Source organism: Lysobacter sp. yr284, from assembly GCF_900107375.1.
Lineage (GTDB): Bacteria > Pseudomonadota > Gammaproteobacteria > Xanthomonadales > Xanthomonadaceae > Lysobacter.
This window is the reverse complement of record NZ_FNPT01000026.1, coordinates 40910-67398: the sequence shown is the minus strand read 5'-3', so window position 1 is coordinate 67398 and position 26489 is coordinate 40910. Positions and strand designations below refer to the sequence as shown.

The window sequence follows — 26489 nt, the reverse complement described above, 5'->3', positions numbered from 1 at the left end:
CGACGCCGAGCTGTACCGGGCCTACAACAGCCAGGCGCAGCTGGTCGGCGAGACCTGGCGCGCCGGGGTCAGCAAGCAGGTCGGCGGCCTGACCGGCACGGCCAACGCCGCCGGCAGCGTGGTCTACCGCACCGACTGGGACGGCAGCCGCATCGCCTACGCCTGGGACGCGGCGCGCTCGCTGTACGTGGCCGGGGAAGGCGCGGGCACCCGCGACACCCTGGCGTGGGACGCCGGCAACCAGCGCTGGACCTGGACCCAGGGCGGCAGCCAGCTGATCGAGCGCTACGACGCCGGCAAGAACGGCCGCGTGTTCGAAAGCGTGGACCGCGACGGCAACACCACCGGCTACGTCTACAACGCCGCCGGCGCGCTCGGCGAAGTGCGCACCGCCAACGGCGAAGTCACCTACCTCGACTACGACGGCAGCGGCCGGCTGAGCAAGATCCGTACCGTCACCAACAACGGCAGCGGCCCGCAGACCTCGACCGCGGTGCGCTACGGCTACGACGGCGCCGGCCGGCTGAGCACGGTGACCCTGGACCTGAGCCCGGACGACAACGCCGTCGCCGACGGCAAGGTGTTCACCACCACCTACGGCTACGACGGCAGCAGCGGCCGGATCGCCTCGATCACCCAGTCCGACGGCGCCAAGGTCGCCTTCGGCTACCAGCTGATCGACGGCCAGTACCGCGTGGTCAGCATCGCCCAGACCAGCGACGTCGGTGTGCTGCGCACGACCACGCTGGCCTACGACACCGCCAACCGCCGCACCACGATCACCGACCCGCTGGGCCAGGACACGATCCTGGCCTACGACGCCCAGGGCCGGTTGCTGCAGACCAGCAGCCCGGCGGTGAACGGCACGCGCCAGACTCAGTTCTTCGGCTACGACGCCGCCGGCCAGGTGGCGACGATCCGCGACGGCCTGGGCAACGAGGTCAAGTACACCTACGACGCGGCCGGCAACCTGATCAAGCAGGAAGACGCGGTCGGCACGATCGTGGAGCGCACGTTCGGCAGCGACAACCAGTTGCTGAGCGAGACCGTATCGGGGCCGAACACGGCCGCGGCGACGACGCGCTACGTGTACGACGCCGAGCAGCATCTGCGCTTCAGGATCAGCGCCGAGGGGCGGGTGAGCGAGTGGCGCTACAACGCCGAAGGCCAGGCCGTGTCGATGCGGGAGTTCACCGAGGCTCGCTATGCCGGCGCCGACCGCAGCGAAGCGGCGCTGGCGGCCTGGGCCGGCGCCCAGTCCATCGGCGAGCAGGTCGACTACGGCTACGACTTCCGCGGCAACCTGCAGTTGGAAACCCGCTACCAGACGCGCCTGCAGAACGGAAACGGCGTCAACACCGGCGCGGTCGTCTCCACCCGTTACGTCTACGACGCGCAGGGCCGGCTGCTGCAGCGCTACCAGGGCGACGGCGCCGCCCAGGACGTCGAGCAGTTCACCTACGACGGCCTGGGCCGGCTGCTGACCGCGACCGCGTTCGACGACAGCGTCACCGTCACCCAGTACGACGACGCGCAGCGCCGCACCATCGTCAGCTTCGCCAACGGCCTGGTGCGCACCTCCAGCTACAACCGCGCCGGCGAGCTGATCGCGGTGACCGAAGCCGGCAGCGGCGGTACGGTGCTGTCGCAGGTCAGCTACCGCTACGACAGCGATGGCCGCCTGCGCATGAGCGAGGACGCGCTCGGCGCGAGGACGCACGTGCTGTACGACGAGGCCGGACGGCGCGCGGCCGAGATCGACGCGGCCGGCACGCTGACCGAATACGTCTGCGACGCCAACAACCAGGTCGTGCGCACGACCCGCTATGCCGCAGCGGTCGACGCGACGGCGCTGGCGGGGCTGGTCGACGGCAACGGCCAGCCGCGACAGACCGCATCGGTCAACGGCCAGACGGTCGCGCTGACGCTGGCGAACGCCGGCGTGCGTCCGGCCGCGGCCGCGGCCGGCGACCGCTCGCAGTGGCGGTTCTACGATGCCGCCGGCCGGCTGTCCAAGACCGTCGGCGCCGACGGCGCGCTGGTCGAGTACGCCTACGACGCGGCGTCGCGGCTGCTCTCGACGATGGCCAACTACAAGCGCGTCGACATGGCGGCGTTCCTGGCCGCGCCGACGGCGGCCAATGCGGTGTCGCTGGGCACGGTCGCCGACAAGTCCTTCGACCGTCCCATGCGCTACTTCTACGACCGCGACGGTTTGCTGCGCGCGCAGGTGGACGGCGATCGCTACATGACGGAAATCGTGTACGACGGCGCCGGCCGCAAGGTCCGGGAGATCGCGTACAACCGCCAGGTGCAGCTGACCGACGATGCGACCGTCGAGCAGCTCCGCCCCAGCCTGGACGGCACCGACCGCTTCCACGACTACCTCTACGACCAACGCGGCCTGTTGGTCGCCGAAGTCGACGGCGAAGGCTACGTCACCCGCTACGACTACGACAGCGCCGGCAACGTGTCGCGTCGCGTGCGCGGACTCAAGCTGGCCCAGGTCGCGTTCCCGGCGACCACGCCGGTGCGGTTCGGCGGCAGCTTCACCGCCCGCGCGAGCGCCGGCGCCGACGGCGTGTGGCCGAAGGTGGAGGTGTGGGTCGACGGAGCGAAGGTCCAGACCGTCACCCTCGACGGTACCAGCAACACCTACAACTTCTTTGCCGATGCCGCGGTCGGCGGCAATCATCAGGTCGCGCTGGTGGTGGTGGACGCCAGCAGCGAGCGCAAGGTCTGGATCGAGCGGGCCAGCTATGCCGGCGTGGCCTTCGACGCGAGCCTGGCCGCGGTATGGGACGCCGGCGGCACCGGCGCCGACAGCGGCGTCGTCTCGGTCAGGGCCGCCGGTACCCAGCAGCTCGAGGCGCCCGGCGCACTGCGCTGGATGGTGACGTCGTCCAGCTTGCTGGCGCTGGCGGCATCGCCCCCGGGCGTGCTGGAAACCACCGAGTATCAGTACGACCTCGACGGCCGCCTGCTCAAGCAGACCGAGTATTCGGCCAGCGGCAGTACCGTTTCGACGTTCCGCTACGACAGCCAGGGCCGGGTGGTCGAACAGATCCGCGACGATCGCAAGGCGCTGTTCCGTTACGACGCGCTGGGCCGGGTGGTGGCCGAGCTGTCCGGCGAGGGCGCCAAGGCGCTGGCGGCGCTGGGCAGCGGCGCCAGCGCGGCGCAGATCGATGCGCTCTGGCAGGACCGCGCAGTCCGCTACGCCTACGACGCCGCCGGCCGGCTGGCGTCGGTCACCGACGCGCTCGACCGCGCCACGCTGTACTACTACGACGCGATGGGCCGCGCGACCCATGTGGTCAACGCCGCGGGCGAGGTGACGCAAAAGCGCTACAACGCCTTCGGCGACGTGGCGCAGACGATCACGTACGCCAAGCGTCTGACCGCCGCCTCGCTGGGCCAGATGCACGGCGGCGCGCTCAGCAGCCAGGTGCAGCAGGCCTTCGCCCTGCTCGACGATGCGCAGGCCAGCCGGGTCGATCTGAGCTACACCATCGCCGGCCTGCTGAACCGCAGCATCGATGCGCTGGGCAGCTACACCGACTACCGCTACACCGCCTTCGGCCAGCTCGAGCAGACCTCGCAGTGGACCGACCGCGCCAACCGCATCTCCAACAACGAAGTCCGCACGCTGTTCTATTACGACCGGCGCGGCAATCGCAACGCGCGGGTCGACGATGTCGTCGGCAACGGCCGCACCACCACCGAGATCGCCAACGCCTTCGGCCAGGTCTACTTCGGCACTACGTACAGCCTGCGCCAGTACCTGACCCTCTTCGATCGCAACGGTCGGGCGGTGCAGCAGCTCGACGGCGGCGACGCCTGGGCGAAGATGGAGTACGACGCCTTCGGCAACGTGCTCAGCCAGACCGACCGCAGCGGCAACAAGACCCAGTACAGCTTCACCGCCTTCAACCGCGAGGTGCGCACCACCACCGCCGAAGGCATCCAGACCGTCGTCAAGAACAACGCCCACGGGCAGACGGTGGAGATCGTCGACGGGCGCGGCAACAGCACGGTCTATGAGTACGATCTCGACGGCCGCCTGATCCGCACCACCAACCCGGCCGGCACCGCCCGAGCGGTCTACGACCAGGCCGGCCAGGTGATCGAGAGCGTGGACGCGCGCGGCGTGCGCACCACCTTCGCCTACGATGCGGCCGGCCGCGTGCTCGAGCGCGTGGTCGATCCCGACGGTCTCAAGATCAAGACCACCTACGAGTACGACGCCAAGGGCCAACTGGTCCGCGCGACCGACCCGCAGGGCGTGGTCACCGAGACCCGCTACGACCTGGGCGGCCAGAAGATCGCCGTGGTGGTCGATGCCGGCGAGGGCAAGCTCAACCTCGCCACCGCGTACGACTACGATCCGCTCGGCCGTTTGCTGCGGGTCACCGAGGGCGCCGGCACCGCCGCGGCCAAGGTCACGCTCAACAGCTACGACAAGCAGGGTCAGCTGCTCAGCGTCACGGTCGATCCGGACGGGCTGGCGCTGAAGACCCAGTTCGCCTACTGGCGCGGCAATGTAGTCGGTCGCACCGACGCCAACGGCAAGGTCACCCGCTACGTCTACGACGTCAACAACCGCCTGACGCATACGGTCGACGCCACCGGCGCGGTGGAGATCCGCGCCTACGACGCCGACGGCCGCCTGGCCCGGACCACGGCCTATGCCGGCCGCATCGATCCCGCGAGCCTGGGCGCATACCCCACCGCCGCCGACATCGAGCAGAAGCTGACGGCGCAGGGCGAGGACCGCGTCGTGCGTTACGTCTACGACCGCGACGGCCGCCTGCGCTACGTGCTGGATCCCTCCAACTACGTGGTCGAATCGGTCTACGACAACGGCGGCAACGTCGTGCGCACCGTTGCCTATGCCACCGCTCTGGCCAACCTCGGCGCGACGCCTGCCGCGGCCGACGTCGCCGCGGCGCTGGCCGCGCAGAGCACGGCCGAACACGCCGCCGACCGCAGCCAGCGGATCGTCTACGATGCCGCGGGCCGCGCTGCGTTCGCGATCGACGCCGGCGGCTACGTCACCCGCAACCGCTTCGACGCCAACGGCAACCTGCTCGCCAGCGCCCGCTTCGCGGCCGCGTATCCGCCCGCCGCCGCGGCCGACCTGGCCAGCCTGGAAGCCTGGGGTGCGGCCCAATCCGCACCGCAGGTCGCGGAAAACCGTTGGGTGTTCGATGCCGCAGGCCGCGCGAGCTGGCAGATCGACGCCGGCGGCCGGGTCACCCGCAACGTCTACGATGCGGTGGGGCAATTGCGCATCAGCACGCGCTTCCTTCTGCCGGCGGCGGGCCAGTACCTGCCCGCCGCCTTCACCGCCGCGGGCATGGAGGCGTGGTTCGCCAGTTACGGCGGGCCGGGCCGCAGCAACAACCCGACCACGATGTGGTTCTACGACGGCGCCGGCCGCGCGGTCTTCAGCTACGACGCCGAGGGCTACTTCACCGAGACCGCCTACGACGCCATCGGCAACCGCACCGCTTCGACCCGCCACGAACGCAAGTGGGGCGAGTATGTCAACGACCGCGCGATCACCGTCGACGACACCGCGACCAGCTTGCGCGCGTTGCTGACGGCGGCCGTCTACGGCAAGCAGACCACGCAGTTCCGCTACGACAAGGCCGGCCGCCTGTCCGACGCGATCGATGCGCTCGGCGGCGTGCGCCACTACCAGCGCGACGCGCTCGGCCAAGTGGTCGGCGAGTTCGAAGCCTGGGGCACCGCGGCGCAGGTCGAGACGCGACGCAGCTACGACGCCGCGGGCCGCCTGATCCAGGAAATCCAGGGCGCCGATACGGCGGCCGCAGCGACCCGGCGTTACGTCTATGACGCCTTCGGCCAGGTGATTGCGAGCCTCGACCCGCGCGGCGTGGAACTGGCCGAAACCGATTCGGCCTGGGCGCTGGCGATGCGCAAGGAACTGGGCGGGGACTACCTCAACGAGACCGGTACCGTGTTGCGCGCCGCCGACCTCGGCCAGGTCAAGCAGGACGCGCTGCGCGCGATGTACACCAGCCGCACCGTCTACGACCGCCAGGGTCGCGTGATCGAATCGATCGAGGCGCGCGGCCCGCGCAGCCCGGGCGACCAGAGCAACCCGAACGGCGCGCGGGTGACCCGTGCCTACAACGCCTTCGGCGACGCGGTCGAAATCACCGATGCGCTCGGCAACAAGGGCTACTTCTACTTCGATGCGCTGGGCCGGGTCACCCATCAGGTCGATCCCGAAGGCTATCTGACCCGCACCGAGTACGGGTTCCTCGGCCAGGCGCTGCGCGTGCTGCGCTTCGACAACCGCGTGGGCGCCCAGCCGGGCGCGACGCCGCCGGCCGATCCGGCTGGCGGCGTGTCGGCGACGGCGATGGAATACGACTTGCTCGGCCAGTTGGTGAAGACTACCGACGCCGCGCAGGGCATCGAGATCTTCCGCTACGACGCGTTCGGCAACCGCAGCCAATACATCAACAAGCTCGGCGGCACCACGTACTACGGCCACGACAAGCTCGGCCGCACGATCTCCGAAGCGCTGCCGATCGTGGCGCCGTCGCGCTTCGGCGGCGCGCTGGTGCCGGTGACCAACTACTTCAGCTACGACGCCCACGGCAACCTGATCCGCCAGCAGGATTCCGGCGACGGCGCCGATGCGCGCGTCACCGTGTACGCCTACGACGCCCTCAACCGCCGCACCTCCAGCGCGCAACGCGTCGCCACCGCCCAGGGCGAAGCCGATGCGACCGAGACCGTGGTCTACGACGCCCGCGGCAACATGGTCGAGAAGACCGCCGCCAACGGCGCGCGCACGGCGTTCTACTACGACGCCGCCGACCGCCTGATCGGCCAGGTCGGCGCCAACGGCCTGTTGACCCTCAACGACTACGACAAGGCCGGCAACCTGATCCGCACCCGCGCGTTCCTGACCCCGGTGGCGCTGCCCGCCGGCGCCACCGTGCCGGCGATCCCGACCGATCCGGCCACCGGCCAGGCCAGCGCGGCGCGCGAGCAGACTTTCGAATACGACGCCAACGGCCGCCGCACCCGCGCGCTCACCCTCGGTGCGATCTTCGGCGACACCAACCAGCAGACCCGCAGCTACCAGCTCACCATCGGCCAGATCGAAGAGCGCTGGCGCTACGACCTCGGCGGCCGCCTGGTCGAGCACACCGACGGCAACGGCGGCGTCGTCCGCACCTGGTACGACGCGCTCGGCAACAAGCGCCTGGAAATCGACGCGGAGGGCTACGGCGTGGCCTGGGTGCGCGACGCCGAAGGCAACGTGCTCAAGGAAACCCGCTACGCCACCGTCAACCCGCAGCCGCCGGCGGCCGGCGCCGACCTGCAGGCGTACCTGGATGCGTGGCCGGTCGCGACCGCGGCCTCGGGCCAGCATCGCGTCACCGACTACACCTACGACCGCATGGGCCGGCGCCTCAGCGAAGCGCGCGCGGGCGTCGACTACGGCATGGTCGACAGCGGCAACGGCCGCCTGACCCAGTCCACCGGCAGCGCGCTCACCCAGTACGCCTACGACGCGGCCGGCAACCTGCTGCGCCGCACCGACGCCAACGGCAGCCTGTTCGCCTGGGAGTACGACAAGGCCGGCCGCAACACCGCGGTGATCTTGCCCGGCTTCGTCGATTACGAAGGCCGCAGCGTCAGCTCGCGCACCGAGTACACCTACAACGGCCTCAACCAGGTGCTGAAGGAAGTGCGCCGCGGCGGCGGCGTCGAGGCCGACCAGACCTCGACCTACGTCTACGGCAGCGGCGGCCGCTTGCTGAGCAAGACCGGCGCGATGGGCTACACCACCCAATTCGGCTACGACCTCGCCGGCAACATGCTCACGATGAGCTACCGGCGCACCGATTCCGGCGGCGGCCAGCGCACCGAGACCGTGCAGGTGGCCTACGACCAGGACAACCGCGAGACCGGCCGCGTCACCGTCGCCAGCGACGGCAGCCGCAGCGTCGAGCGGCGCACCCGCTACAACCTGTTCGGCGACGTCACCGGCCGCGGCACCGGCGCCAGCGGCTGGCAGGAAGTCGCCGACTACGACCGCGCCGGCCGCATGTACCGCAGCAACATGGAAGGCGGGGTGATGCGGCTGTACGCGTACGACCGCAACGGCAACGCCACGGTCAAGATCGAGTCGCAGACCGCCGACCTGAGCGGGGTCGATCTCGAAACCGTCCGCAACATGTCGCTGGAGGACAAGGCGTCGCTGTTCAGCACGCTGACCCTGTACGACAAGCGCAACAACGCGGTGCAGGTGATCCAGGCGGCGATGAGCGCCGAAGGCCAGCGCCTGGGCCTCAAGCCGACTCCGATCAATCCGACCCGCCCGGGCGAGATCTCGGTCGGCGTGGGCGGGCGCATCGGCGGCGAACGGCAGGTGCCGAACCTGGGCGCCGCGCACGGCGTGATCCAGGCGCAGCCGGCGCTGGGCGATGTGCAGATGAGCTTCCAGGCCAGCGGCTCGCTCAACTTCGATGCGCACTACAGCGTGTCGTCGCTGGACGTGGATCTGACGATCAACGTTCCGGACCTGACTTCGATCTTCGGCCAGTACGACCTGAAGGTCGAAGCGTTCTCGCCCACCACCCTGGGCAGCCCGGTGGTCGGCTATGGCCTGGGCACGGGTCCGGTCACGGTCCACCTCGACAAGGCCAACGCCGCCGACGGCAGCCTGTTCGGTCAGATCCTGCGCCGCGACAATCCCATGCGGATCGAGGTCGCTTTCAGGGTCCTGGTGGTGCGCAAGTCCGATCCGGGCAATCCGGTCCTGATCAGCCGCTACACCACCACGCCGGTCGACATCGGCGGCGGCGTCATCGTCGACCTGGAGCAGTATCAAGAGCACGAGTGGTACTTCCAGCCGGTCATCCCGGGCAACGACAAGGTGTACGGCCTGCAGTACCGCGTTCCCGACCAGGAAGCCTCGAACCTGCCGCAAGGCACCCAGGGCGGCGTGATCCTGCCGGCGGAGGCGATCCAGCCGTCGAACAGCGTGCAGGTCTACGTGCGTCCGATGGGTTCCAACGACGCGTTCCAGAGCCGGCCGATCAGCATCGTCAACGACAAGGCGATGGTCGACACCAGCGGCCTGGCCGCCGGGCAGTCGTACGAAATGCTGTATGTGGTGGAGAACGACGGCGGCCAGCTGGTGCGGCGCGAGCGCTACAACTTCGTCGCCGGTCCCAACCTCAGCATCCAGCGCCTGGACGACAACGAATCGGCCTATTCGGCGGCGTTCCGGGCCAACGGCCTGGGCAACTTCGTCTGGACAGACGCCGGCCTGGACATGAGCGCGCTGCGCACCCGCGACGGCGCGATCCCCTACACCGCGATCGTCGAGTACCGCCGCAAGGGCAGCCAGGACCCGTGGGCGGGCACCGCGAACCTGCCGCTGCAGCCGCCGCGCGGCACCGCCGGCAGCTATCGCTGGGACACCGCCGGCATGAGCGGCGACTACGAAGTCGTGCTCAAGCTGCGCGACGCCAACAACGCCGTCATCGAAACCGTCACCGGCGAGGTCAGCGTCGGCGCCGCGCCGGCGGTGAACCTGGACTTCGCCAAGAACGTGCCGGTCATCAGCCTGGCCAACCTGCCGCCGAACGCGAGCTCGTTGAACCTGCAGGTGCTCGACGGTAATCGCGTCGCCGCCCAGGCCTTCAACCTGAGCGTGGTCAACGGCGCGCTGAGCTGGAACATCCCGCCGGAACTTCTGGCCGAAGTCGGCGACGGCGTGCGCAGCTTCCGGTTGCTGCTGAGCGTGACCGACCGCATGGTCGATCCGGCGCAGACCTACGAGATCTCCGGCAACATCGAAATCGGCCCGCGCCGCCGGCAGGAAAAGCCGGTGCTGCAGCTTGCCGGCCACCTGTACTCGCTGACCCTGGACCCCAAGCAGGCCGAAGCCCAGGTGCTGGTGCTGCATTACCGCCCGGACGGCAACACCGCCGCGAACTTTCAGGAAGTGGTGGTGCTGCGCGGCGCGGACGGCAAGTTCCACTGGGACAGCGTGAGCCTCGACAAGGGCATCACCTACGAGTACTTCTACGACGCGTTCCGCACCCTCGCCGACGCGCGCAACCCCGGCGCCGGCCTGAGCCTGGTGCGCAACACCGGCTATTTCTGGCCCGATCTCGACCGCCCGGCCAACGAAGTGCGCTGGGAGTTCGGCACCATCCAGCCCTCGGCCAACCTGATCCACCGCTACCAGAGCTACAACGCCTTCGGCGAGATCGCCAGCGAGACCGACGGCAACGGCAACACCACCGACCTGCGCTACAACACCCTCGGCAAGATGGTGAAGAAGCTCGATCCGCTGGCGGAGATCACCTACGCCAACGGCTTCAAGACCTCGGTGCGCAACTCGGTGGAGTACGTCTACGACCGGGTCGGCAACATCGTCGCCTACTACGACGCCAACCGGAACCTGACCACCCAGGCCTGGAACTACGGCAGCGCCAAGCCGACCCTGGTCGGCGAATGGCATGCCGACGGCGGCGCCAAGCGCTACGGCTACGACGTGCACGGCAACCAGCGCGCGGTCACCGACGAGATCGGCCGCACCACCACCTACGCGTACGACGCCGGCAACCGCCTGATCTCGGTGAAGCGTCCGAAGGCCGCGAACGAGGCCCAGGCGCTGGAGGAAACCTACCAGTACGACGAACTCGACCGGCGCATCCTGCACAGCGTCTCCAACCTGGGCCAGAACACCACCGACTTCGACATCGAAGGCGAAGTCAGCCGCGTGGTCAGCGCGGAAGGGCGCACCACCCGCTACTCGGCCACCTGGGACGCGCAGGCCAACGGCGGCAAGGGCGCCTGGCGCAAGGTGACGGTGCTGGCCAACGCCAAGAGCGCGACCGACCTGGTCGACGCCAGCGGCCGCAGGCTGTCGCACGTGGACTTCGGCAACAACGCCTTCGTCTACGACTACAACCTCGCCGGCCTGCTCGCCAAGTCCGGCAACACGGTGTACGAGTACTACGGCAACGGCCTGATCAAGAGCCAGACCGACCTGGTCAGCGGCATCCGCGGCTATTACGAGTACGACAAAAACGGCAACCGCACCTTCGAGGGCTTCACCACCCGCGGCGGCACCTGGGCGTTCCAGCAGTCCGAGGCCAAGTACGACTCGCTCAACCGCCTGACGAAGATCATCGACCCGCGCTACGTCATCGAGTACGAGTACGACGCGCAGGGCAACCGCATCCACATGCTGTCCACGTACAACGACCCGGTGTCGGGCGTGCGGTCCAAGCAGGACTACTGGTACCGCTACGACAACATGAACCGGTTCGTCGTGACCATGGGCACGCTGGGCGAGAAGAACGAAGTCCGCGGGGCCAACGAGTACGACACCAGCGTGCAGGTCAACGAAGGCGTCGGCGACGGCGTGCTGCTAGCCTACGACCAGGCCAACCAGCGCGTGATGGCCCACTACGGCCGCGACGGCCATACCGAGCGCTACGCCTACGACGTTCGCGGCTACCTCACCGACACCACCATCGACGGCACGCTGCGCGCGCGCCGCGTCAACGACCTGGCCGGCCGCGTCGGCGATTACTACGAGTACGACGCCAGCGGCGCGCTCAAGAGCAGCACCACCCGCTACTGGGACAACGACAGCCTGCTGATGCAGGAGCACGACAACCAGGCCAACAAGGGCACGATCACCTACCGCGACGGCGACGGCACGGTCACCTCGACCGAGACCTACGGCGAAGCCACCACCGTCACCACCACCTACACCTACCGCTGGTTCGACAGCGCAAAGCAGAGCGAGATCAGGGTCCAGGCCAGCAACGGCAGCGTGCAGGGCCCCTGGGCGCCGGGCTTCTCGGTGTTCGAGTACGACGACCTGGGCCGGATCAAGACCGCGCGCGACGTCAAGGGCGGACGCGCGTTCTCCTACGAGACCGACGGCGAAGGCCGCATCCTGCAGCGCGACGAACTGCTGGGCGTGCGCGACAACGGCGACGGCACGTTCTCCTCGGGCACCCAGAACCGCTTCCACAGCTATTACTTCTTCGACGACCGCCAGGTCGGCAATGCCGGCAACGACGGCATCGACCGCATCGACTACGCCAAGGAACTGGCCCAGAACCAGGTCAAGCCCGGCGCCCAGAACGACGATCGCCACAAGCGCTACGCCCCGGTCTCCGGCGCCGACTTCGACCAGAACTACCTGCCGATCAACAGCCTCTACCCGACCGCCGCGCCGGGCAGCTACATCGTCAAGGCCGGCGACACCCTGCAGACCATCGCCGCCGCCCTGTGGGGCGACTCGGCGATGTGGTACCTGCTGGCCGACGCCAACAACCTCGCCCCGACCCAGGCCCTGATTCCGAACACCGTGCTCACGGTGCCGAACAAGGTCGCCAACATCCACAACAACGCCAGCACGTTCAAGCCGTACGACGCCGGCTCGGCGATGGGCAACACCAGCCCGACGGTGCCGGAACCTCCGCCGCCGCCGGCGGCTAAGAAGGGGTGTGGTGGGTTCGTCAAGATATTGGCGGTGGTGGTGGCGGTGGTGGTTTCCATCTACACCGCCGGCGTGGCCTCCGGTGCGGGTTGGGGCTTCGTGGGGGCGATGTCGCAAGGTGCGGCGGTCATGGCGGGCGGCGCCAGCCTGAGTCTGACTGCGGGGACCATCATTGGTTCGGCTGCTTTAGGCGGTGCGGTTGGGTCGATCGCCAGCCAGGCTGTGTTGATCGCGGGCGGCATGCAGGACGGTTTCAACTGGAAACAGGTGGGACTGGGCGCAGCGGGCGCGGCGATCACCGCCGGCATCGGCAACCTCGATGTGATCTCGAAGATCAGCAACGGCTTGGGCAAGGCCGTCGTTACCGCCGGTGCCAACAACGTCGCCAACCAAGCGTTGAACATCCTGACCGGCGAACAGAATGGCTTCGATTGGAAGGGCCTGGCGATTTCTGCGGTAGCGGCCGGTGTGTCGTACGGCGTGGGTGAAGGTATCGGACGTGGTCAGTACGGTGGCAAGGATGCCTGGAAGGACGCCCTGGCCACAGGCGCGTTCCGTCAGGACGTGGGGCTGTCGGCGATTCGCGGGTTCGCTCAGAACATGGCGGGAGGCATCGTCAGCGCGGCGGCTCGCGGCAATTTGAACAGTACGACGTTGAGCGAGCTCGGCGCCAATGCGATTGGCTCCACCATCGGCAATGCGATCGTGGATGGAGCCGTCAATCGTGTCGTGGGGCCGGTGCAGCCCGAAAGTCTGCAACTGGAGCCGATGCCCCTGACGGTGGATATCGGCGATGGCCGCGGAGCCGAGAACGTGCGTATGGACCGGCCGCCGGCGGAGTCCCAGTCCGAGCAGTTCCTGCGATGGGCGGCGGCGCGCGGAGCTCCGGGCATGGATCCGGGCCAGAGCTTTTCGTCCTACTACCACACTTACAAGACCCTGACCGACAGATACAAAAGCATGTGGGAACCTCGGATCGAGGTTCGTGCCAATAATGAGTGGGGCAACCGGTACTTCGTGGAGCAATGGTTCTCGGCGCGCGAAACCGGGCGCGAAGCACCTACGTCGGCGATCGTGTCCGATCTGAACGCCTATCGGTCGCAGCATGCGCTGCAGGCGCAGAACGCCTACGGACAGTGGTTGAATTCGACTTACACCGGTCCACGCGTATCTAGCGTCGGCGAGCGGTATCTGCATATCACTGACGAGGAGTGGCGTGAGTTCCGCTGGGAGAACTCCAAGCAGTTCCTGAAGTACATGGGGGCGACCTGGGCGGCCGGCGCCCTCGGCGCAGCGGGAACTATCGTTCCGGCGTTCGGAGCCTTCATGGGCGGAGTCGGCATAGGCTCGGGGGCGCGAGACATCTACAACGGAAATTATATTTCCGGAGGGTTGCAGATTCTCGGCGGGGTGCTCGGTGTGGGAGCGGCGGCAATCGAGATTCGCGGCGCCGCTTCCATGAAGGATTTGTTCTGGGCGCCGTTGGGTCCGCGCGGGCAGGCGGGCTCTTCGGGATTGATGGCTGGTGACGATCTGTCCAACGTCACTCAAGTCGGTGCAACAACGCGCGCCGAAGCATTTGCGGTGCCGGGGCTGGACGCTGCCGCTCGCTTGCGGGATACGGCCGGAAAAGCGATCAGTCTTGAAACGCCCGACGAGATAAACATGCTGCTGTACGGCGTGCTCCCCGGGGAGGGATTGCCGGGTGCGGCAGGGGTCGCGATCGCGCGGCGTCCTACGTTCTCGGAAATCATCGATGTTTCAAAAAAGCACGGCGTGGAATTTGCGGTGACGTATACCCTTGGGCCTGGGAAGAATGGCGGCGGCGGCTTCTATACACTCTATTCGGGTACGGCCAAGTCCGTATCGGTCGGGCCTCGATCGAAAGATGTGATGCTGATCATGCACACTCATCCAGGCGGGGCGCGGATGGCGAGCGGCCGGAACTGGCGCAGCATTTACGATCGGAAAGAGGTCGGCAATCCGACTCCCCAGGACATCGCCATGGGGCGGGTGTACAGATCCGGCGACCAGTTCTCGCTCGATGGATTCATCGCAGCTGGGTCTCCACAGCGTTCTTCGATCATTGTGCCTGCCAACGCCCCGCCGTTCCGCTTTAATCAGACGTCGACCAATATGGACTACGGTGCTGTCAATAACAGCAGGATTGTATACAAGCCCGGTCGAAGCTATATGTTCACGGATGGCAGCGGCGCGCGTTGACGGGTTTTTCTATCTTGAGGGTTTTGGCGATGTCGGCACACGATGAGTTCTCTACTTTTTCTCAGTTCGAAGTCTGGGGGCTGGTAGATCAGGATCGGACAATGTCCGCTGCGAAGTGGATGGTGGAAAAGCTGGAAGTGCCGATTACTGTTCCACAGGCCTTTCGCGAAATGGCGCAGGACATTTCGCAAGGGCGATACGTCAAGGTATTCGCGCCGGTGGGATGGGGGGCGTTGCCGGAGCTGCTTGAAGATTTGCCCGATTTCGTGGTGCCTGGGTCGGCCGTTTTTGTGGAGTGGGACTGCAATCCTAATTCCGGCACCGAGTATTGCGAGAAGCACCGCCTCTATCATCGGCCGGGGGCCTGTCCGCTCGATACGGATGAGTTTATTCGATGAGGTTTGGGTGTCGAGCTTGTCGAGTTAAGGGTGGTCTGCTTTGACTGCGGTATCGCTTGCGCTTCTTGTGGGTGCTTTGTTGGCGTCATCGCGTTTCTGAGCCCGCATTGGAGTTTCCGTAGTTGTGTTTCAGCGCCGATCCCAGCATCGTCGCGGCGGCGCAGGCGGTCGGGCGCGATTCCTCCATCGATTTCGACCGCTACGCGAACGACACTGAAGCGGTCTGTGTGTGGCCAACAACTCGGTGAATCCGGTCGAGCAGCTCCGAGCCGTTGGCCAGCTCGGCCTTTCCGGGGCGCGGCCGCGATGGCGGAGGCGGACCGGCGGCAGCGTCGGTTCCAGCGAAACCGGGTCGGCGAGTGCCTGTGGCCAGCCAGTGTTCGCAGCATCGAGATTGCGGGCCGTGGGATCGTTACGCATGCCGGGGCAAGCCGGCCGCGACGTCCGACACGATCCGTCTGCGACCGCCGGCGCGCCCCGCGATTCGCGTGGGTCATCGCGATAGTCGCCGTCGCCGGCGCGTGTTCCAGTGCCCGTGCCCCTTCATCCCGAAGGGCTTTCAGGGAGGAACTACGATGAAACTCGCGATTTCCGTCGCGCTGGCCACAAGCTTGGCGCTGGCCGCGACCGCTCACGCCGGCGAAAAAACCAATGTGCCGGTGACCTTCAAGACCAACGCCCAGGGCCACACGATCGGCGCGTTCGGCATGGCCGGCACCGCGCGCAACAGCGCCGACACCAAGCAGTCGATCGGTTGCTTCGTGAGCGCGCTCGGCACCAATCTGCAGGCCGGGTGCGAAGCGCAGAACGCCGCAGGCGGCTACGTGAGCTGCACGACGACCGGCGCGGCGCTGGTCACGGCGGCGGGCGCGGTCGGGCCGGATTCCTACATCGATTTCAGCCACGACGGCGCCGGCAACTGCAACAGCATCTATGTCGCCAACGGCTCGTCGAACGCGGTCAAGCAACCCTGATCCGCGCGCCGCTGCGGCCAATGCCGCAGCGGCGTCAATCCACCAACGCCCCGCCGGTCAGATTGAGAATCGCCCCGGTCATCGCCCCCGCCCGCGGTGAGGCCGCATACACCGCGGCGGCGGCGATATCGTCGAGCGTCGGCAACCGCCGCAGCGGCGTGCTCTCGGCCGCGGCGCGCATCATCTCGTCCAAACTCATGCCCGCCGCATCGGCCTGCGGTTGAAACACTTCGCGCGCATGCGAGCCATGCTGCAGTGTTTCCGGAATCACATGCGAGCGCAGGCACACGCTGCGGATGCCGCGCGCGCCGAGTTCGCCGGCGAGGTGCCGCGACAGCGCTTCCACGCCGGCGCAGGCGACGCAGTGGCCGAGGTAGCCCGGGCCGGTCATGCGCGATACCGGGGTGATCAGCGAGAGGATCGCGCCGCCGTCGCGCATGTGCCGCGCCGCGGCCTGGGCGATGGCGTACTGGCTGCGGATGTAGCGATGCACCGGCAGTTCGAAGTCGGGCAGGCTCAGTTCGGCGAAGGGCACGCCTTGCACGTGGACGAAGCCGACGGCGTTGAACACGATGTCGATGCCGCCGGCGCGCGCGGCGACGCGGTCGGCGTGGGCCGCGACCGCGTCGGGGTCGAGCGCGTCGACGCAATCGGCTTGCGCGCTGCCGCCCGTTGCGGCGATGGCGGCCGCGGCCGCGTCGAGCCGTTCGCGTCCGCGCGCGGCCAGGAACACCCGCGCGCCTTCGCGCGCGAACGCCCGGGCCACCGCGCCGCCGATGGCGCCGCTGCCGCCGTGGACCACCGCCACCTTGCCTGCGAGTTCGCCGTGCATACGTCCTCCGTGTTCGGGTCGGGCCGGTCGGGGGCCAGGGACGACAGCTGACACCCTGCCCAGACCTGTTGTCAACCACATGGTTAAATACGCTGGGCGGCGGGCGCGTCCGCTTGCCGGCCGGGCGCCCCGGCGTAGACTGGGCCGCAGCCGCGCAGCCGCGCAGCCGCGCAGCCGCGCAGCCGCGCAGCGCGACGGCCCGGAGCCCGCCCGTCCACGACGGCGCGGCCCGGATTCGACTAGCCAAGGAGCAGGCCGACCATGCCCGGAATTCGCATCGCCGCTTTCGCGCGCACCGCGTTGTTGTTGGCGCCCGCGTTGGCCTGCACCGCGTGCCTGGCGACCCAGCGCGCGCCCGCCGCACCGACCCCGGACCATTCAAGGAAGGAGGTTCACATGCACGACGCGACGACGCCTGCGCCGTCCACCGCCATTGCGGCGCAGACGATGGCGAAGCGATGGCTGGCATTCGCCGATCAAGCCCGCGCCTCGCGCGATTTCGAGCGCGCCCGCTTCTGGAAGGCGATGGAGCTTCCGCCGCAGCAACTCAGCGACAGCCAGTACTTCGAGGAAGAACCCGGCTACCAGGCCTTCACCCAGGAATTCGCCGGCGGAAAATGGGCTGGCATCGCCAGCTTCGGCGACGGCGACGGGCAGCCCGGCGCGCGCTTCGCGCGGCTGGCGTTCGAGCATCCGGACGATCGCCTGGACAATGCCGCGCTCGATCTGGCCCCGGTCTGCGGCCTCGATCTCGACGGCTTCCGCAAGGCGCTGCTGGACGCGGGTTATCTGGAAGGGCCGACCGCGCCGAGCGACGCCGGATACGCGAGCAAGGGCACGGCCACCGTGGTGTTCAGCCGCGGCCCGCTGCAGGTGTCGCTGGTGACCCAGCGCGAGGCGGCGCAACCGCAGGCGCGGCGCGAGCGCGCCTGCGTCGTCAGCGCCGAAGCGCGCGACTTCTCCGAATCGCCGTCCGATGCGGGGAGCCGGTAAATGCCTGCGCCGATCAATCCGCAGCTCAAGACCGCGCTCGACAACTTCGCCGCCGAACCCGGCGTCACCGCGCAGCAGGTCGCGCAGCTCAAATCCGCGATCCAGGCCACCCCGAGCTTGCTGCGCGCGTTCAACCAGGACGCGGCCAGCGGCCATCTGCAGGGCTTCGTGCTGGCGCCGGCTGGGCCGGAGTCGATCGGCCGCTACGACGCGGCCAGCAACAAGATCGCGATCCCCGCGCAGGTGCTCAGCGGCAACCCTCCGGTCGATCCGGACCTGCGCGCGGTGCTGAAACTGCAGGACATGAGCCTGCGCTTCGCGCACATGCCGGGTGTCACCGCCGACATGCACGAGAACCTGCAGCGCACGATCAACGGTTCGCCGGTGCTGGTGGACCGGTTCAAGGATGCGGTGCGCGACGAGGGCAGCCGGCACCTGACCAGCTTCCAGTTCAATTCCGAGCCCGGCGCGGGCGGCAGCTACGACCCGGCCAAGCGCAGCATGAACCTGACCACGGATTCGCTGGCGCCGGCCACCTACAACCAATACAACATGACCTTCGTGCTCGGGCACGAGCTGGAACACGGCTTCAACCGGCTGGATCTGGAGCGGTCCCGGCAGACCTACATCGGCGCGTTGCGCACGATCGCCGGCGACGCCAATCCGGTCAACGACTACACCCCGGCCCTGGACACGCGCATGCAGGCCCATCGCCGCGACGAGGCCGAGTCGCACATCGCCGGCTGGAACGCGATGTTGAGCTACGAGCAGCAGCGCAGCGGCAACGCCAACGTCAGCCTGCAGGACATGTGGGACAAGGCCGAGCGCTGGCGCGTCGCCGATTTCGTCGAGCTCGACGCGAGCGGAAAAGCGGCCGCCAAGGCCGGGCTGACGTTCAACGCCGACAACAGCCTGACCGCGACTGCCGGGCCGAACGGTAACGTCGAAGCGATGGGCAAGCACTACTTCGACCAGCCGCCGGCGGGCACGCCGGGCGTCGCCGCGATCGATTCGATGGACCTGGGGCTGTACAAACATTCCGACTACAAGAACCACTACGGGGCGGGCAACATCAGCCTGGCGATCTGGGCCGAACGCGAGATCGCGGTGCCCAAGCACGGCAACGCCTCGCAGATGCGCGTGAACATGCACAGCCTGGGGTTCACGGAGGCCTTGCTGGAAGAGAAGGGGATCCAGATCGTCGCCGGCTCGACCGTGTCGCAGCGCTACCGCGACACCAGCACGTCGCCGGCGACGGTGGGCCGCTTCGACAACACCTACGACGGCCCCAACAAGAACCAGCATGTTTCGACCGGGACGGCGCCGCCCGCGCCGGCCGCTCCGACCATCCCGGCTGGCCCGGCCACCCCGACGCCTCCCGCGCCGTCCACGCCTCCGACGCCTCCGGCTCCTCCGACCGCCCCGGCCTCTCCCACCACCTCGCCTGTGCAGCAGACGCGCGGCGGGCAGGAGCCGACGTTGCCGCAGCCCGGACACCTGGGGCACGCGATGTACCGGCAGGCGCTGGACGCGTTCGATCGCTCGCCCAACATTCCCGCCGGCGCCTTCACCCAGGAGCAGAAACAGGCGCTGGGCGCGGCCGTCGTCGCCCAGGCGTTGGGTCAGCGGGACGCGTTCCCGCAGGCCAAGATCGATCACATGGTGCTCAACACGGACCGCTCCATGGTGATCGGCGTGCTCGGCAGCATGAACGGCCCGGTCAACCATCTGGCGGCCGTGGACATCCAGCGCGGGTTGGCGACGCCGATCGAGCAGTCCTCGCAGTCCAGCCAAGTGGCGCTGGAAGCGGCGCAGCACAAGCAGGCCCAGGCCCAAACCCCGGCGGCGGCCGTGCAGGCGGAGACGCCGGCCGCGCCGCGGCACGGGCTGTAGCTTTCGGGCCAGGTCCGGGCGATCCGATCTGGTGCGGCGGTCGCGAAAGGCCGCCGCGGCGCGCGATTCTTTGCACTAACATGGTGCAATGCCGCCCGATCCCGCACCGTCCGCCGACCTCGGCCTCGACGCCCTGACCACTCCGGTGGCCTGGAGCGACGCGGCCGGCACCCTGACCGGCTGCAACCTGGCGTTCTCGCGCTGGTTCGGCATCGGCGTGCGGCGGTTGCTGGGCTGGCCGCTGGCCGGGCTCGACGCCGACGGCCGGCTGGCGCTGGCGGTCGCGCGCGCGGGCGGCGACGAGGCGCCGCTGCGCATGCGCCGCATGCGCCTGCGCTACGCCGACGGCGATGAGCGTTTCGCCGACCTGTGGCTGAGCCGGCGCGAGGACGGCGGCTGGCTGCTGGAAGCGCATCCGGTCGACGAGTTTCCCGGCGACGATCCGGCGCTGTTGCTGCCGTCGGCGCTGTCGGCTTCGCTCAAGGGGCTCGCGCACGAACTGCGCAATCCGCTGGCCGGCCTGAAGGGCGCGTCGCAACTGCTCGCGCGCCGCATCGACGACCGCGATGCGCGCGAACTGATCGAGTTGATCGACAGCGAAGTCGAGCGCCTCACCGGCCTGGTCGACCGCTTGCTGACCCCGGCGCCGCCGCGCCCGCACGCGCCGCTCAACATCCACGCCGTACTCGAACGGGTGCTGCGCCTGGCCGAAGCCGACGCCGGCTGGGCGGTGCGGCTGGTGCGCGACTACGATCCCAGCCTGCCCGAATTCGCCGGCGACGCCGACCGCCTGATGCAGGCGGTGTGGAACCTCGCGCGCAACGCGATCGAGGCCGGCGCCAACCACGTCCACCTGCGCACCCGGGTCGAGCACGGCGCGCGCATCGGCGACAGCGCGCATCCGATCGCGCTGCGCCTGGACATCATCGACGACGGCCGCGGCGTGCCCGACGAACTCGCCGAGCAGCTGTTCCTGCCGTTGGTGTCGGGCCGCGCCGAAGGCAGCGGGCTCGGCCTGGCGCTGGCGCAGCAGGTCGCGCGCGAGCACCGCGGTTCGCTGACCTATCGCTCGCGCCCGGGCCACACCGTGTTCACCCTGCTGCTGCCGATGCATATCGAAGACCCCGCCAACCCCGCCACGGAGACTGGCGCATGAGCGCGGCGCGCATCTGGGTCGTCGACGACGACCGCTCGGTCCGCTTCGTGCTCGCCACCGCGCTGCGCGAAGCCGGCTATAGCGTGGACGGTTTCGAGAACGCCGCCGATGCGCTGGACGCGCTGGAACAACGCGGCGCGCCGGACCTGCTGTTCACCGATGTGCGCATGCCCGGCGACGGCGGGCTGGCGCTGCTGGAGAAACTCAAGGCGCGCGCGCCGTCGCTGCCGGTGGTGGTGATGAGCGCCTACACCGACGTGGCCAGCACCGCCGGCGCGTTCCGCGGCGGCGCGCAGGAATTCCTGTCCAAGCCGTTCGACCTCGACGACGCGGTGGCGCTGGCCGCGCGCACGCTGTCGGTCAGCGCGCCGGCGCCGCCGCCGCCCGTGGCCGACGCCGCGCCCGCCGATGCCCTGGTCGGCGATACGCCGGCGATGCTGACCCTGTTCCGCGCCATCGGCCGGCTCGCGCAGGCGCCGCTGTCGGTGCTGATCACCGGCGAGACCGGCACCGGCAAGGAACTGGTCGCGCGCGCGCTGCATCGCGAGTCGCCGCGCGCGCAGCGGCCGTTCGTCGCGCTCAACACCGCGGCGATCCCGGCTGAGCTGCTGGAAAGCGAATTGTTCGGCCACGAGGCCGGCGCCTTCACCGGCGCCCAGCGCCGCCACGTCGGCCGCTTCGAGCAGGCCGACGGCGGCAGCCTGTTCCTCGACGAAATCGGCGACATGCCGCTGCCGTTGCAGACCCGGCTGTTGCGCGTGCTGGCCGAGGGCGAGTTCTTCCGCGTCGGCGGGCGCGAACTGATCCGGGTCGACGTGCGGGTGATCGCCGCGACCCACCAGGACCTGGAAGGCCTGGTCGCGCAAGGCCGCTTCCGCGCCGACCTGCTGCACCGGTTGGACGTGGTGCGCCTGCGCCTGCCGCCGCTGCGCGAGCGTCGCGGCGACGTACCGCAACTGGCCGAGCGTTTCCTCGCCGCCGCCGCGCAGCGCTTCGGCGCACCGCTCAAGCGCCTGTCCAAGCCCGCGCTGGAACGGCTGATGGCGCACGACTGGCCCGGCAACGTGCGCGAGCTGGAGAACGTGTGCTGGCGGTTGGCCGCGCTGGCGCCGGGCGACGCGATCGCCCGCGAGGACCTCGACGAGGCGCTCGGCGCCGAGCCCGCGCGCGGCGACGGCGCAGGCGAAGAATGGGAAGCGCTGTTGTCGGCGTGGGCGCGCGCGCAACTGGCCGACGGCCGCGCCAACCTGCACGCCGACGCGCGCGAGCGCTTCGACCGCGCGTTGCTCGAGGCCGCGCTGGCGCACACCGGCGGACGCCGCACCGAAGCGGCCGCGCGCCTGGGGCTGGGCCGCAACACGCTTACGCGCAAGCTCGGGCCGGGGCGCAAGCGCAGTTGAGGCGGGGCGCGGTCGCAGCGCCCGCCGCCGCTGTTGTGGGAGGGCCTTCAGGCCCGATGCTTTTGTCTCGGCCGGGACGATGTTCGATGCGAAATGAGCCGCGCCGGGGCGAACGGCGTCGGGCCTGAAGGCCCTCCCACAACGGCAAGGCCCTCCACGGCAGCAAGGTTCTTCCACGACAGCAAGGCTCTCCTGCAACAGCAGGGCCCTGCCATGATGGCGCCGGCGCCGAAGACGCCTGCACCGCCGCGCCCGCCGCCGAAACGCCTTCGCAACCGCGACGGTGCGCGTCTTGGCCGATCGCCGCGCCGATGGCGCGCGCGCCCGCATCGCCGCCATAATCGCGCGGCAAGGCCACCCCTCATGCCGCGCCGCCACGCCATCGCGCTTCACCCGCGCTGAACCCAGGCCCAGCTAGCGTCGGTTCCACGACCCGGCGTCGCCGCGCGACGCCGCCGACCAGGAGCACCGCAATGAACGCGACTCTTCGCATCGCCCTTCTCGCCGCCGCCACCGCCGCGCTCGCCGCGTGCGGCGGCCAGGCCGTCAAGCCCACGCCGCCGCCGGCCGCGACCGCCAAGCCGGTGTCCACCGCCAGTTCGGCCAGCGTGGTGCTGGCCTCGGCCTCGGGCAGCCTGGTCAGCGGCAAGCTCAGCGTGCGTCCGATGGGCGACGGCGTGCACATCACCGGCGAGATCGGCGGCCTGACCCCGAACAGCACCCACGCCATCCACATCCACGAGAAGGGCGATTGCAGCGCCGCCGACGCCAGCAGCGCGGGCGGCCACTTCAATCCGGCCGCGCAGCCGCACGGCCAGGTCGACCACGGCGCGCACCACGCCGGCGACATGGACAACCTGGTCGCCAACGCAGACGGCGTGGCCAAGGTCGATGCGCACGCCAGCGGCGTGACCCTCGGCGGCGGCGCGCCCAACGACGTCGCCGGCCGCGCGGTGATCGTCCACGCCTCCGCGGACGACTACAAGAGCCAGCCGGCCGGCAACGCCGGCGCGCGCCTGGCCTGCGGCATCATCAAGACCGGCCGCTGAGGCCCGCACAGCGCGACGCGCTTCCGGCGCGTCGCGCCGGCTGCATCGCCCTCCCGCGCGTTGCGCTGGGAGGGCCTTCCGGCCCGACGCCGTTCGCTGCGACACTGCGACCTTTCGCCAACCCCCGACGCCATGACCCACCTGCGCATCCGCGACGCCGCCCCCGCCGACTGCGACCTCATCGCGCAATGGATGTCGGCGATGGCCTGGGAAACCGAACACAAGCGCCTGGACCCGGCCACCGTCCACGCCGGCGTCGCCGCCGGCCTGGCTGATCCGGCCAAGGCGCGCTACTTCGTCGCCATGCGCGAGGCGCAGACCGCCGGCCAGGAGACCATCGCCGTTCCCGCCGGCACCTTGATGCTCACCCGCGAGTGGAGCGACTGGCGCAACGGCGAGTGGTGGTGGATCCAGAGCGTCTTTGTCGCCGCCGAGCACCGCCGGCAGGGCGTGTACGACGCGTTGCACCGTCATGTCGCCGCGCTGGCGCAGGCGAGCGCCGGCGTGATCGGCTTGCGTCTGTATGTCGAGCGCGAGAACATCGCCGCGCAGAACACCTACCGCTCGCAGGGGATGGACGAGAGCGTTTACCGGATCTACGAATCCGAGCTCTGATCGTCCCGCTCCGGCCACTTCAGGAAGCCCGCCATGGATGGAAAGCGCCCGGCCGCCGCCGGCCTGCTCGCGTTGTCGTTGCTGCTGGGCACGACGCCCTCGCGCGCCGAGCCGCCATCGGCCGCCGAGCCGCCGGAAGTCTCATCGGCAACCGTCCCGCCGCCGGCGCCCGCGCCCTCGCCCTCGATGCAGCCGATGCAGCCGATGCCGAGCGGACTCACCCGCGAGCAGCAGATCGCGTGGCAACAGGCGCGCATCGCCGAACGCAAGGCGCGCGCGCAGGCGCAGACCGCGGAACTGCTCCGGCAACTGCAGCAGCGGCGCAACCCTTCGTCGGAAGAAATCGCCCGGCGACTCGCCGAGTACCAACGTAGCGCGCCGGAGCGCGAAGCCCAGCGCCGCCGCCAGATCGAGGCGGCCTTCGACGACGGTCCCGAGCTCGACATGCGCCAGGCGCTGGCCATGCGCGCGCAGCAGTTGTTCCAGGCGCGCGATTTCGCCCAGCTCGACCGCTACTACGACGACTACGCCCTGCGCGGCGCGCGCACGCCCAGCGGCGTGTGGAAGAGCGGCTATTGGTATTCCGCCCTGTCGGTCAGGGCCGACAGCGACCAGGCCTACCGCGAGCGCGACGAAGTGCTGCAGCAATGGCTGCGCGAGCGTCCGCAGTCGGCGCTGGCGCGCCTGCTGCGGGCCAGGTTGATGGTCCGGCGCGGCTGGGCGTTCCGCGGCGGCGGCTACGCGGCCACGGTCGAGGAAAAAAACTGGCGGCCGTTCTTCGACTGGCTGGCCAAGGCGCAGGACTATCTGGATGCCGAGAAGGCCATCGTTTCGACCCGGCCGGAGTACTACGAACTGGCGGTCGATCTCCAGCGCGACCGGCAGAAATCCCCGTTCGCGGCGTTCGACGAAGGCCTGGAGAAATTCCCTGGCTACTACCCGATGTACTTCGCGATGATGGAGTACCTGTTGCCCAAGTGGCACGGCGGCCTGGACCAGCTCGAGCACTTCGCCGCCGAAGCGGTCGCGCGCACCCAGCGCGAGGAAGGCCGCGCGATGTACGCGCGGCTGTACTGGTCCGCGGCGCAGGGCCAGTTCCGCGACAACCTGTTCGCGCAGTCCAAGGCGAGCTGGCCGCGCATGCGCGAGGGCTTCGAGGACGTGATCGCGCGCTATCCGGACCAGTGGAACCTGCAGAACTACGCCAGTTTCGCCTGCGACGCGGGCGACGAGGACACCTTGGCGAAACTGTTCGAACGCATCCGCGAACCCAGCCTCGACGTGGCCTGGCGCTCGCACGCGCGCTATGTCGCCTGCGGCCGCCGCGTAGGCAAGTTCCAGGACTGAGCCGGCGCGCGTCGCGACGTCGCCGGCGCAGCGCGGCCGGGCGGGTCGCGGTTACAGGCTGTCGGGCTGGTACGGCCCGTCGCAATGCACGAACGTCACCGGCACCGCGTGCGCGCCGAGCACCGCCGCGATCTGCCGCAGCCGCGCCTCGAAGTGCTGGTAGCGGCGGTTGAGCTTGTCGCGGCATTCGGCGGTGTCGCACGGCGCCTCGGGCGCGTAGCGCGCATGCCAGGCGGCCGGCGAGAACAGCGCCACGCGGGCCTCGCCGTCGGCGTAGTGCACCAGCGGCTCGGGCAGGGCGTCGAGCCATTGCTCGCCCTCGGGCTGCAGCAGTGCGGTTTCCAGCAGCGGCCACAGCGGGCCCAGGCCGGCGTGGTCGTACTGCATGGCCATCATCGCGGCGAGGTCGTGCACGGTCAGGTAGCGGGCGTGCTCGACCTTGAGCCCGAACGCGGCCTGCGCGGCCAGGGCGGTGTCGGCGCCGGCCATGCCGCGTTCGAGCAGGCTGGATTCGAGAATCTCGCCGACCCGGGCGACCAGCTCGGGCGAGCCGCTGAGCGCGAACGGCACCAGCCGCAACGGGCCGCCGGCGAAGTCGGGCGAGGGCGTCAGCGCGCCGGGCAGTTGGTCGTCGTGGGCGCCGAAGGCGATGACCCGGCCGGCCTGTTCGGCGCCGCGCTCGCGCGGGGCGCGCGCGGCGAGGTCGTCCAGTTCGCGGTGCAGGGGCCAGCCCGGGCGCAGCAGTTCGACCGGGTCGTAGTGGGCGCCGACCGTGACCAGGTCCAGCGCCGCGGTATCGGCGGCGAAGCCGGCCAGGTCGCGGGCGATCTTCTCCGACAGCGTGCCGGCGTCCTGGCGGGCGAGGGCGCTGCGCTGCACAGCGGCGTCGCCCTTGAGCTCCAGGGCGAGCGCGCCGAGGACGTGCAGGGGCGCGGCCGGGCCGCGTGCGGAGGGGGATTCGGAGGTCATGGTCACCGAGGATACGCTGGCGTTTGGTAGAGCGCGCTGGCGGCGCTACACTGGGCTCCATTATGCCCGCTCTGCCCCGCGGGCCCGCGCGAAGTTCCCCGAAACCGCTTC

The 26489-nt window shown here is 69.4% G+C and carries 12 protein-coding genes; 10 read left to right on the top strand and 2 right to left on the bottom strand.

From position 1 onward, the window contains the following. Positions 1–118: 118 nt before the first annotated feature. From BLV01_RS22890 to BLV01_RS22885, 3 genes are all read left to right on the top strand, one after another. Positions 119–14752, top strand: coding sequence for a LysM peptidoglycan-binding domain-containing protein (locus tag BLV01_RS22890; protein WP_217633576.1), 14634 nt, complete (start codon positions 119–121; stop codon positions 14750–14752). A 101-nt stretch (positions 14753–14853) separates the two neighbouring features. Beyond that, on the top strand, positions 14854–15150 hold the full coding sequence (locus BLV01_RS25930) for a hypothetical protein (RefSeq protein WP_139179111.1): 297 nt from the start codon (positions 14854–14856) through the stop codon (positions 15148–15150). Between the two features lie 575 nt (positions 15151–15725). Further along, on the top strand, positions 15726–16124 hold the full coding sequence (locus BLV01_RS22885) for a hypothetical protein (RefSeq protein WP_091805657.1): 399 nt from the start codon (positions 15726–15728) through the stop codon (positions 16122–16124). 34 nt (positions 16125–16158) lie between these two features. Here the strand turns inward: BLV01_RS22885 and BLV01_RS22880 are convergent, their stop codons facing one another. Beyond that, positions 16159–16956, bottom strand: coding sequence for an SDR family NAD(P)-dependent oxidoreductase (locus BLV01_RS22880; protein ID WP_091805654.1), 798 nt, complete (start codon positions 16954–16956; stop codon positions 16159–16161). A gap of 396 nt (positions 16957–17352) precedes the next feature. Here BLV01_RS22880 and BLV01_RS22875 point away from each other — a divergent pair, with 396 nt between their 5' ends. The 7 genes from BLV01_RS22875 (at position 17353) to BLV01_RS22845 (ending at position 25409) form a co-directional block, all read left to right on the top strand. Then, positions 17353–17949, top strand: coding sequence for a hypothetical protein (locus BLV01_RS22875; protein WP_091805651.1), 597 nt, complete (start codon positions 17353–17355; stop codon positions 17947–17949). Beyond that, on the top strand, positions 17950–19842 hold the full coding sequence (locus BLV01_RS22870) for an XVIPCD domain-containing protein (protein ID WP_091805646.1): 1893 nt from the start codon (positions 17950–17952) through the stop codon (positions 19840–19842). An 88-nt stretch (positions 19843–19930) separates the two neighbouring features. Then, a complete protein-coding gene (locus BLV01_RS22865) occupies positions 19931–20998 on the top strand; it encodes a two-component system sensor histidine kinase NtrB (RefSeq protein ID WP_091805643.1) in 1068 nt (355 codons plus the stop codon). Continuing rightward, positions 20995–22398, top strand: coding sequence for a nitrogen regulation protein NR(I) (ntrC, locus tag BLV01_RS22860; RefSeq protein ID WP_091805640.1), 1404 nt, complete (start codon positions 20995–20997; stop codon positions 22396–22398). Before BLV01_RS22865 ends, ntrC begins: the two co-directional genes overlap by 4 nt. Positions 22399–22871: 473 nt before the next feature. Then, positions 22872–23447, top strand: coding sequence for a superoxide dismutase family protein (locus BLV01_RS22855; protein WP_091805637.1), 576 nt, complete (start codon positions 22872–22874; stop codon positions 23445–23447). 132 nt (positions 23448–23579) lie between these two features. Continuing rightward, positions 23580–24062, top strand: a complete 483-nt coding sequence (locus BLV01_RS22850) for a GNAT family N-acetyltransferase (RefSeq protein WP_091805634.1) — start codon at positions 23580–23582, stop codon at positions 24060–24062. Positions 24063–24095: 33 nt separating this feature from the next. Next, the gene (locus BLV01_RS22845; protein WP_091805631.1) at positions 24096–25409 is read left to right on the top strand and encodes a DUF4034 domain-containing protein; all 1314 of its coding nucleotides are present in this window, start codon (positions 24096–24098) and stop codon (positions 25407–25409) included. Positions 25410–25460: 51 nt separating this feature from the next. On the opposite strand, the gene BLV01_RS22840 is transcribed toward BLV01_RS22845, so the two are convergent. After that, complete coding sequence (locus BLV01_RS22840) at positions 25461–26378, bottom strand: hypothetical protein (protein WP_091805628.1); 918 nt, start codon at positions 26376–26378, stop codon at positions 25461–25463. Positions 26379–26489 lie beyond the last annotated feature (111 nt).

Excerpts from the sequence above, each read along its gene's own strand:
- BLV01_RS25930 (WP_139179111.1), top strand. The coding sequence starts at position 14,854 with ATGTCCGCTGCGAAGTGGATGGTGGAAAAGCTGGAAGTGCCGATTACT.
- BLV01_RS22885 (WP_091805657.1), top strand. The coding sequence starts at position 15,726 with ATGAAACTCGCGATTTCCGTCGCGCTGGCCACAAGCTTGGCGCTGGCC.
- BLV01_RS22880 (WP_091805654.1), bottom strand. The coding sequence starts at position 16,956 with ATGCACGGCGAACTCGCAGGCAAGGTGGCGGTGGTCCACGGCGGCAGC.
- BLV01_RS22875 (WP_091805651.1), top strand. The coding sequence starts at position 17,353 with ATGCACGACGCGACGACGCCTGCGCCGTCCACCGCCATTGCGGCGCAG.
- BLV01_RS22870 (WP_091805646.1), top strand. The coding sequence starts at position 17,950 with ATGCCTGCGCCGATCAATCCGCAGCTCAAGACCGCGCTCGACAACTTC.
- BLV01_RS22865 (WP_091805643.1), top strand. The coding sequence starts at position 19,931 with ATGCCGCCCGATCCCGCACCGTCCGCCGACCTCGGCCTCGACGCCCTG.
- ntrC (WP_091805640.1), top strand. The coding sequence starts at position 20,995 with ATGAGCGCGGCGCGCATCTGGGTCGTCGACGACGACCGCTCGGTCCGC.
- BLV01_RS22855 (WP_091805637.1), top strand. The coding sequence starts at position 22,872 with ATGAACGCGACTCTTCGCATCGCCCTTCTCGCCGCCGCCACCGCCGCG.
- BLV01_RS22850 (WP_091805634.1), top strand. The coding sequence starts at position 23,580 with ATGACCCACCTGCGCATCCGCGACGCCGCCCCCGCCGACTGCGACCTC.
- BLV01_RS22845 (WP_091805631.1), top strand. The coding sequence starts at position 24,096 with ATGGATGGAAAGCGCCCGGCCGCCGCCGGCCTGCTCGCGTTGTCGTTG.
- BLV01_RS22840 (WP_091805628.1), bottom strand. The coding sequence starts at position 26,378 with ATGACCTCCGAATCCCCCTCCGCACGCGGCCCGGCCGCGCCCCTGCAC.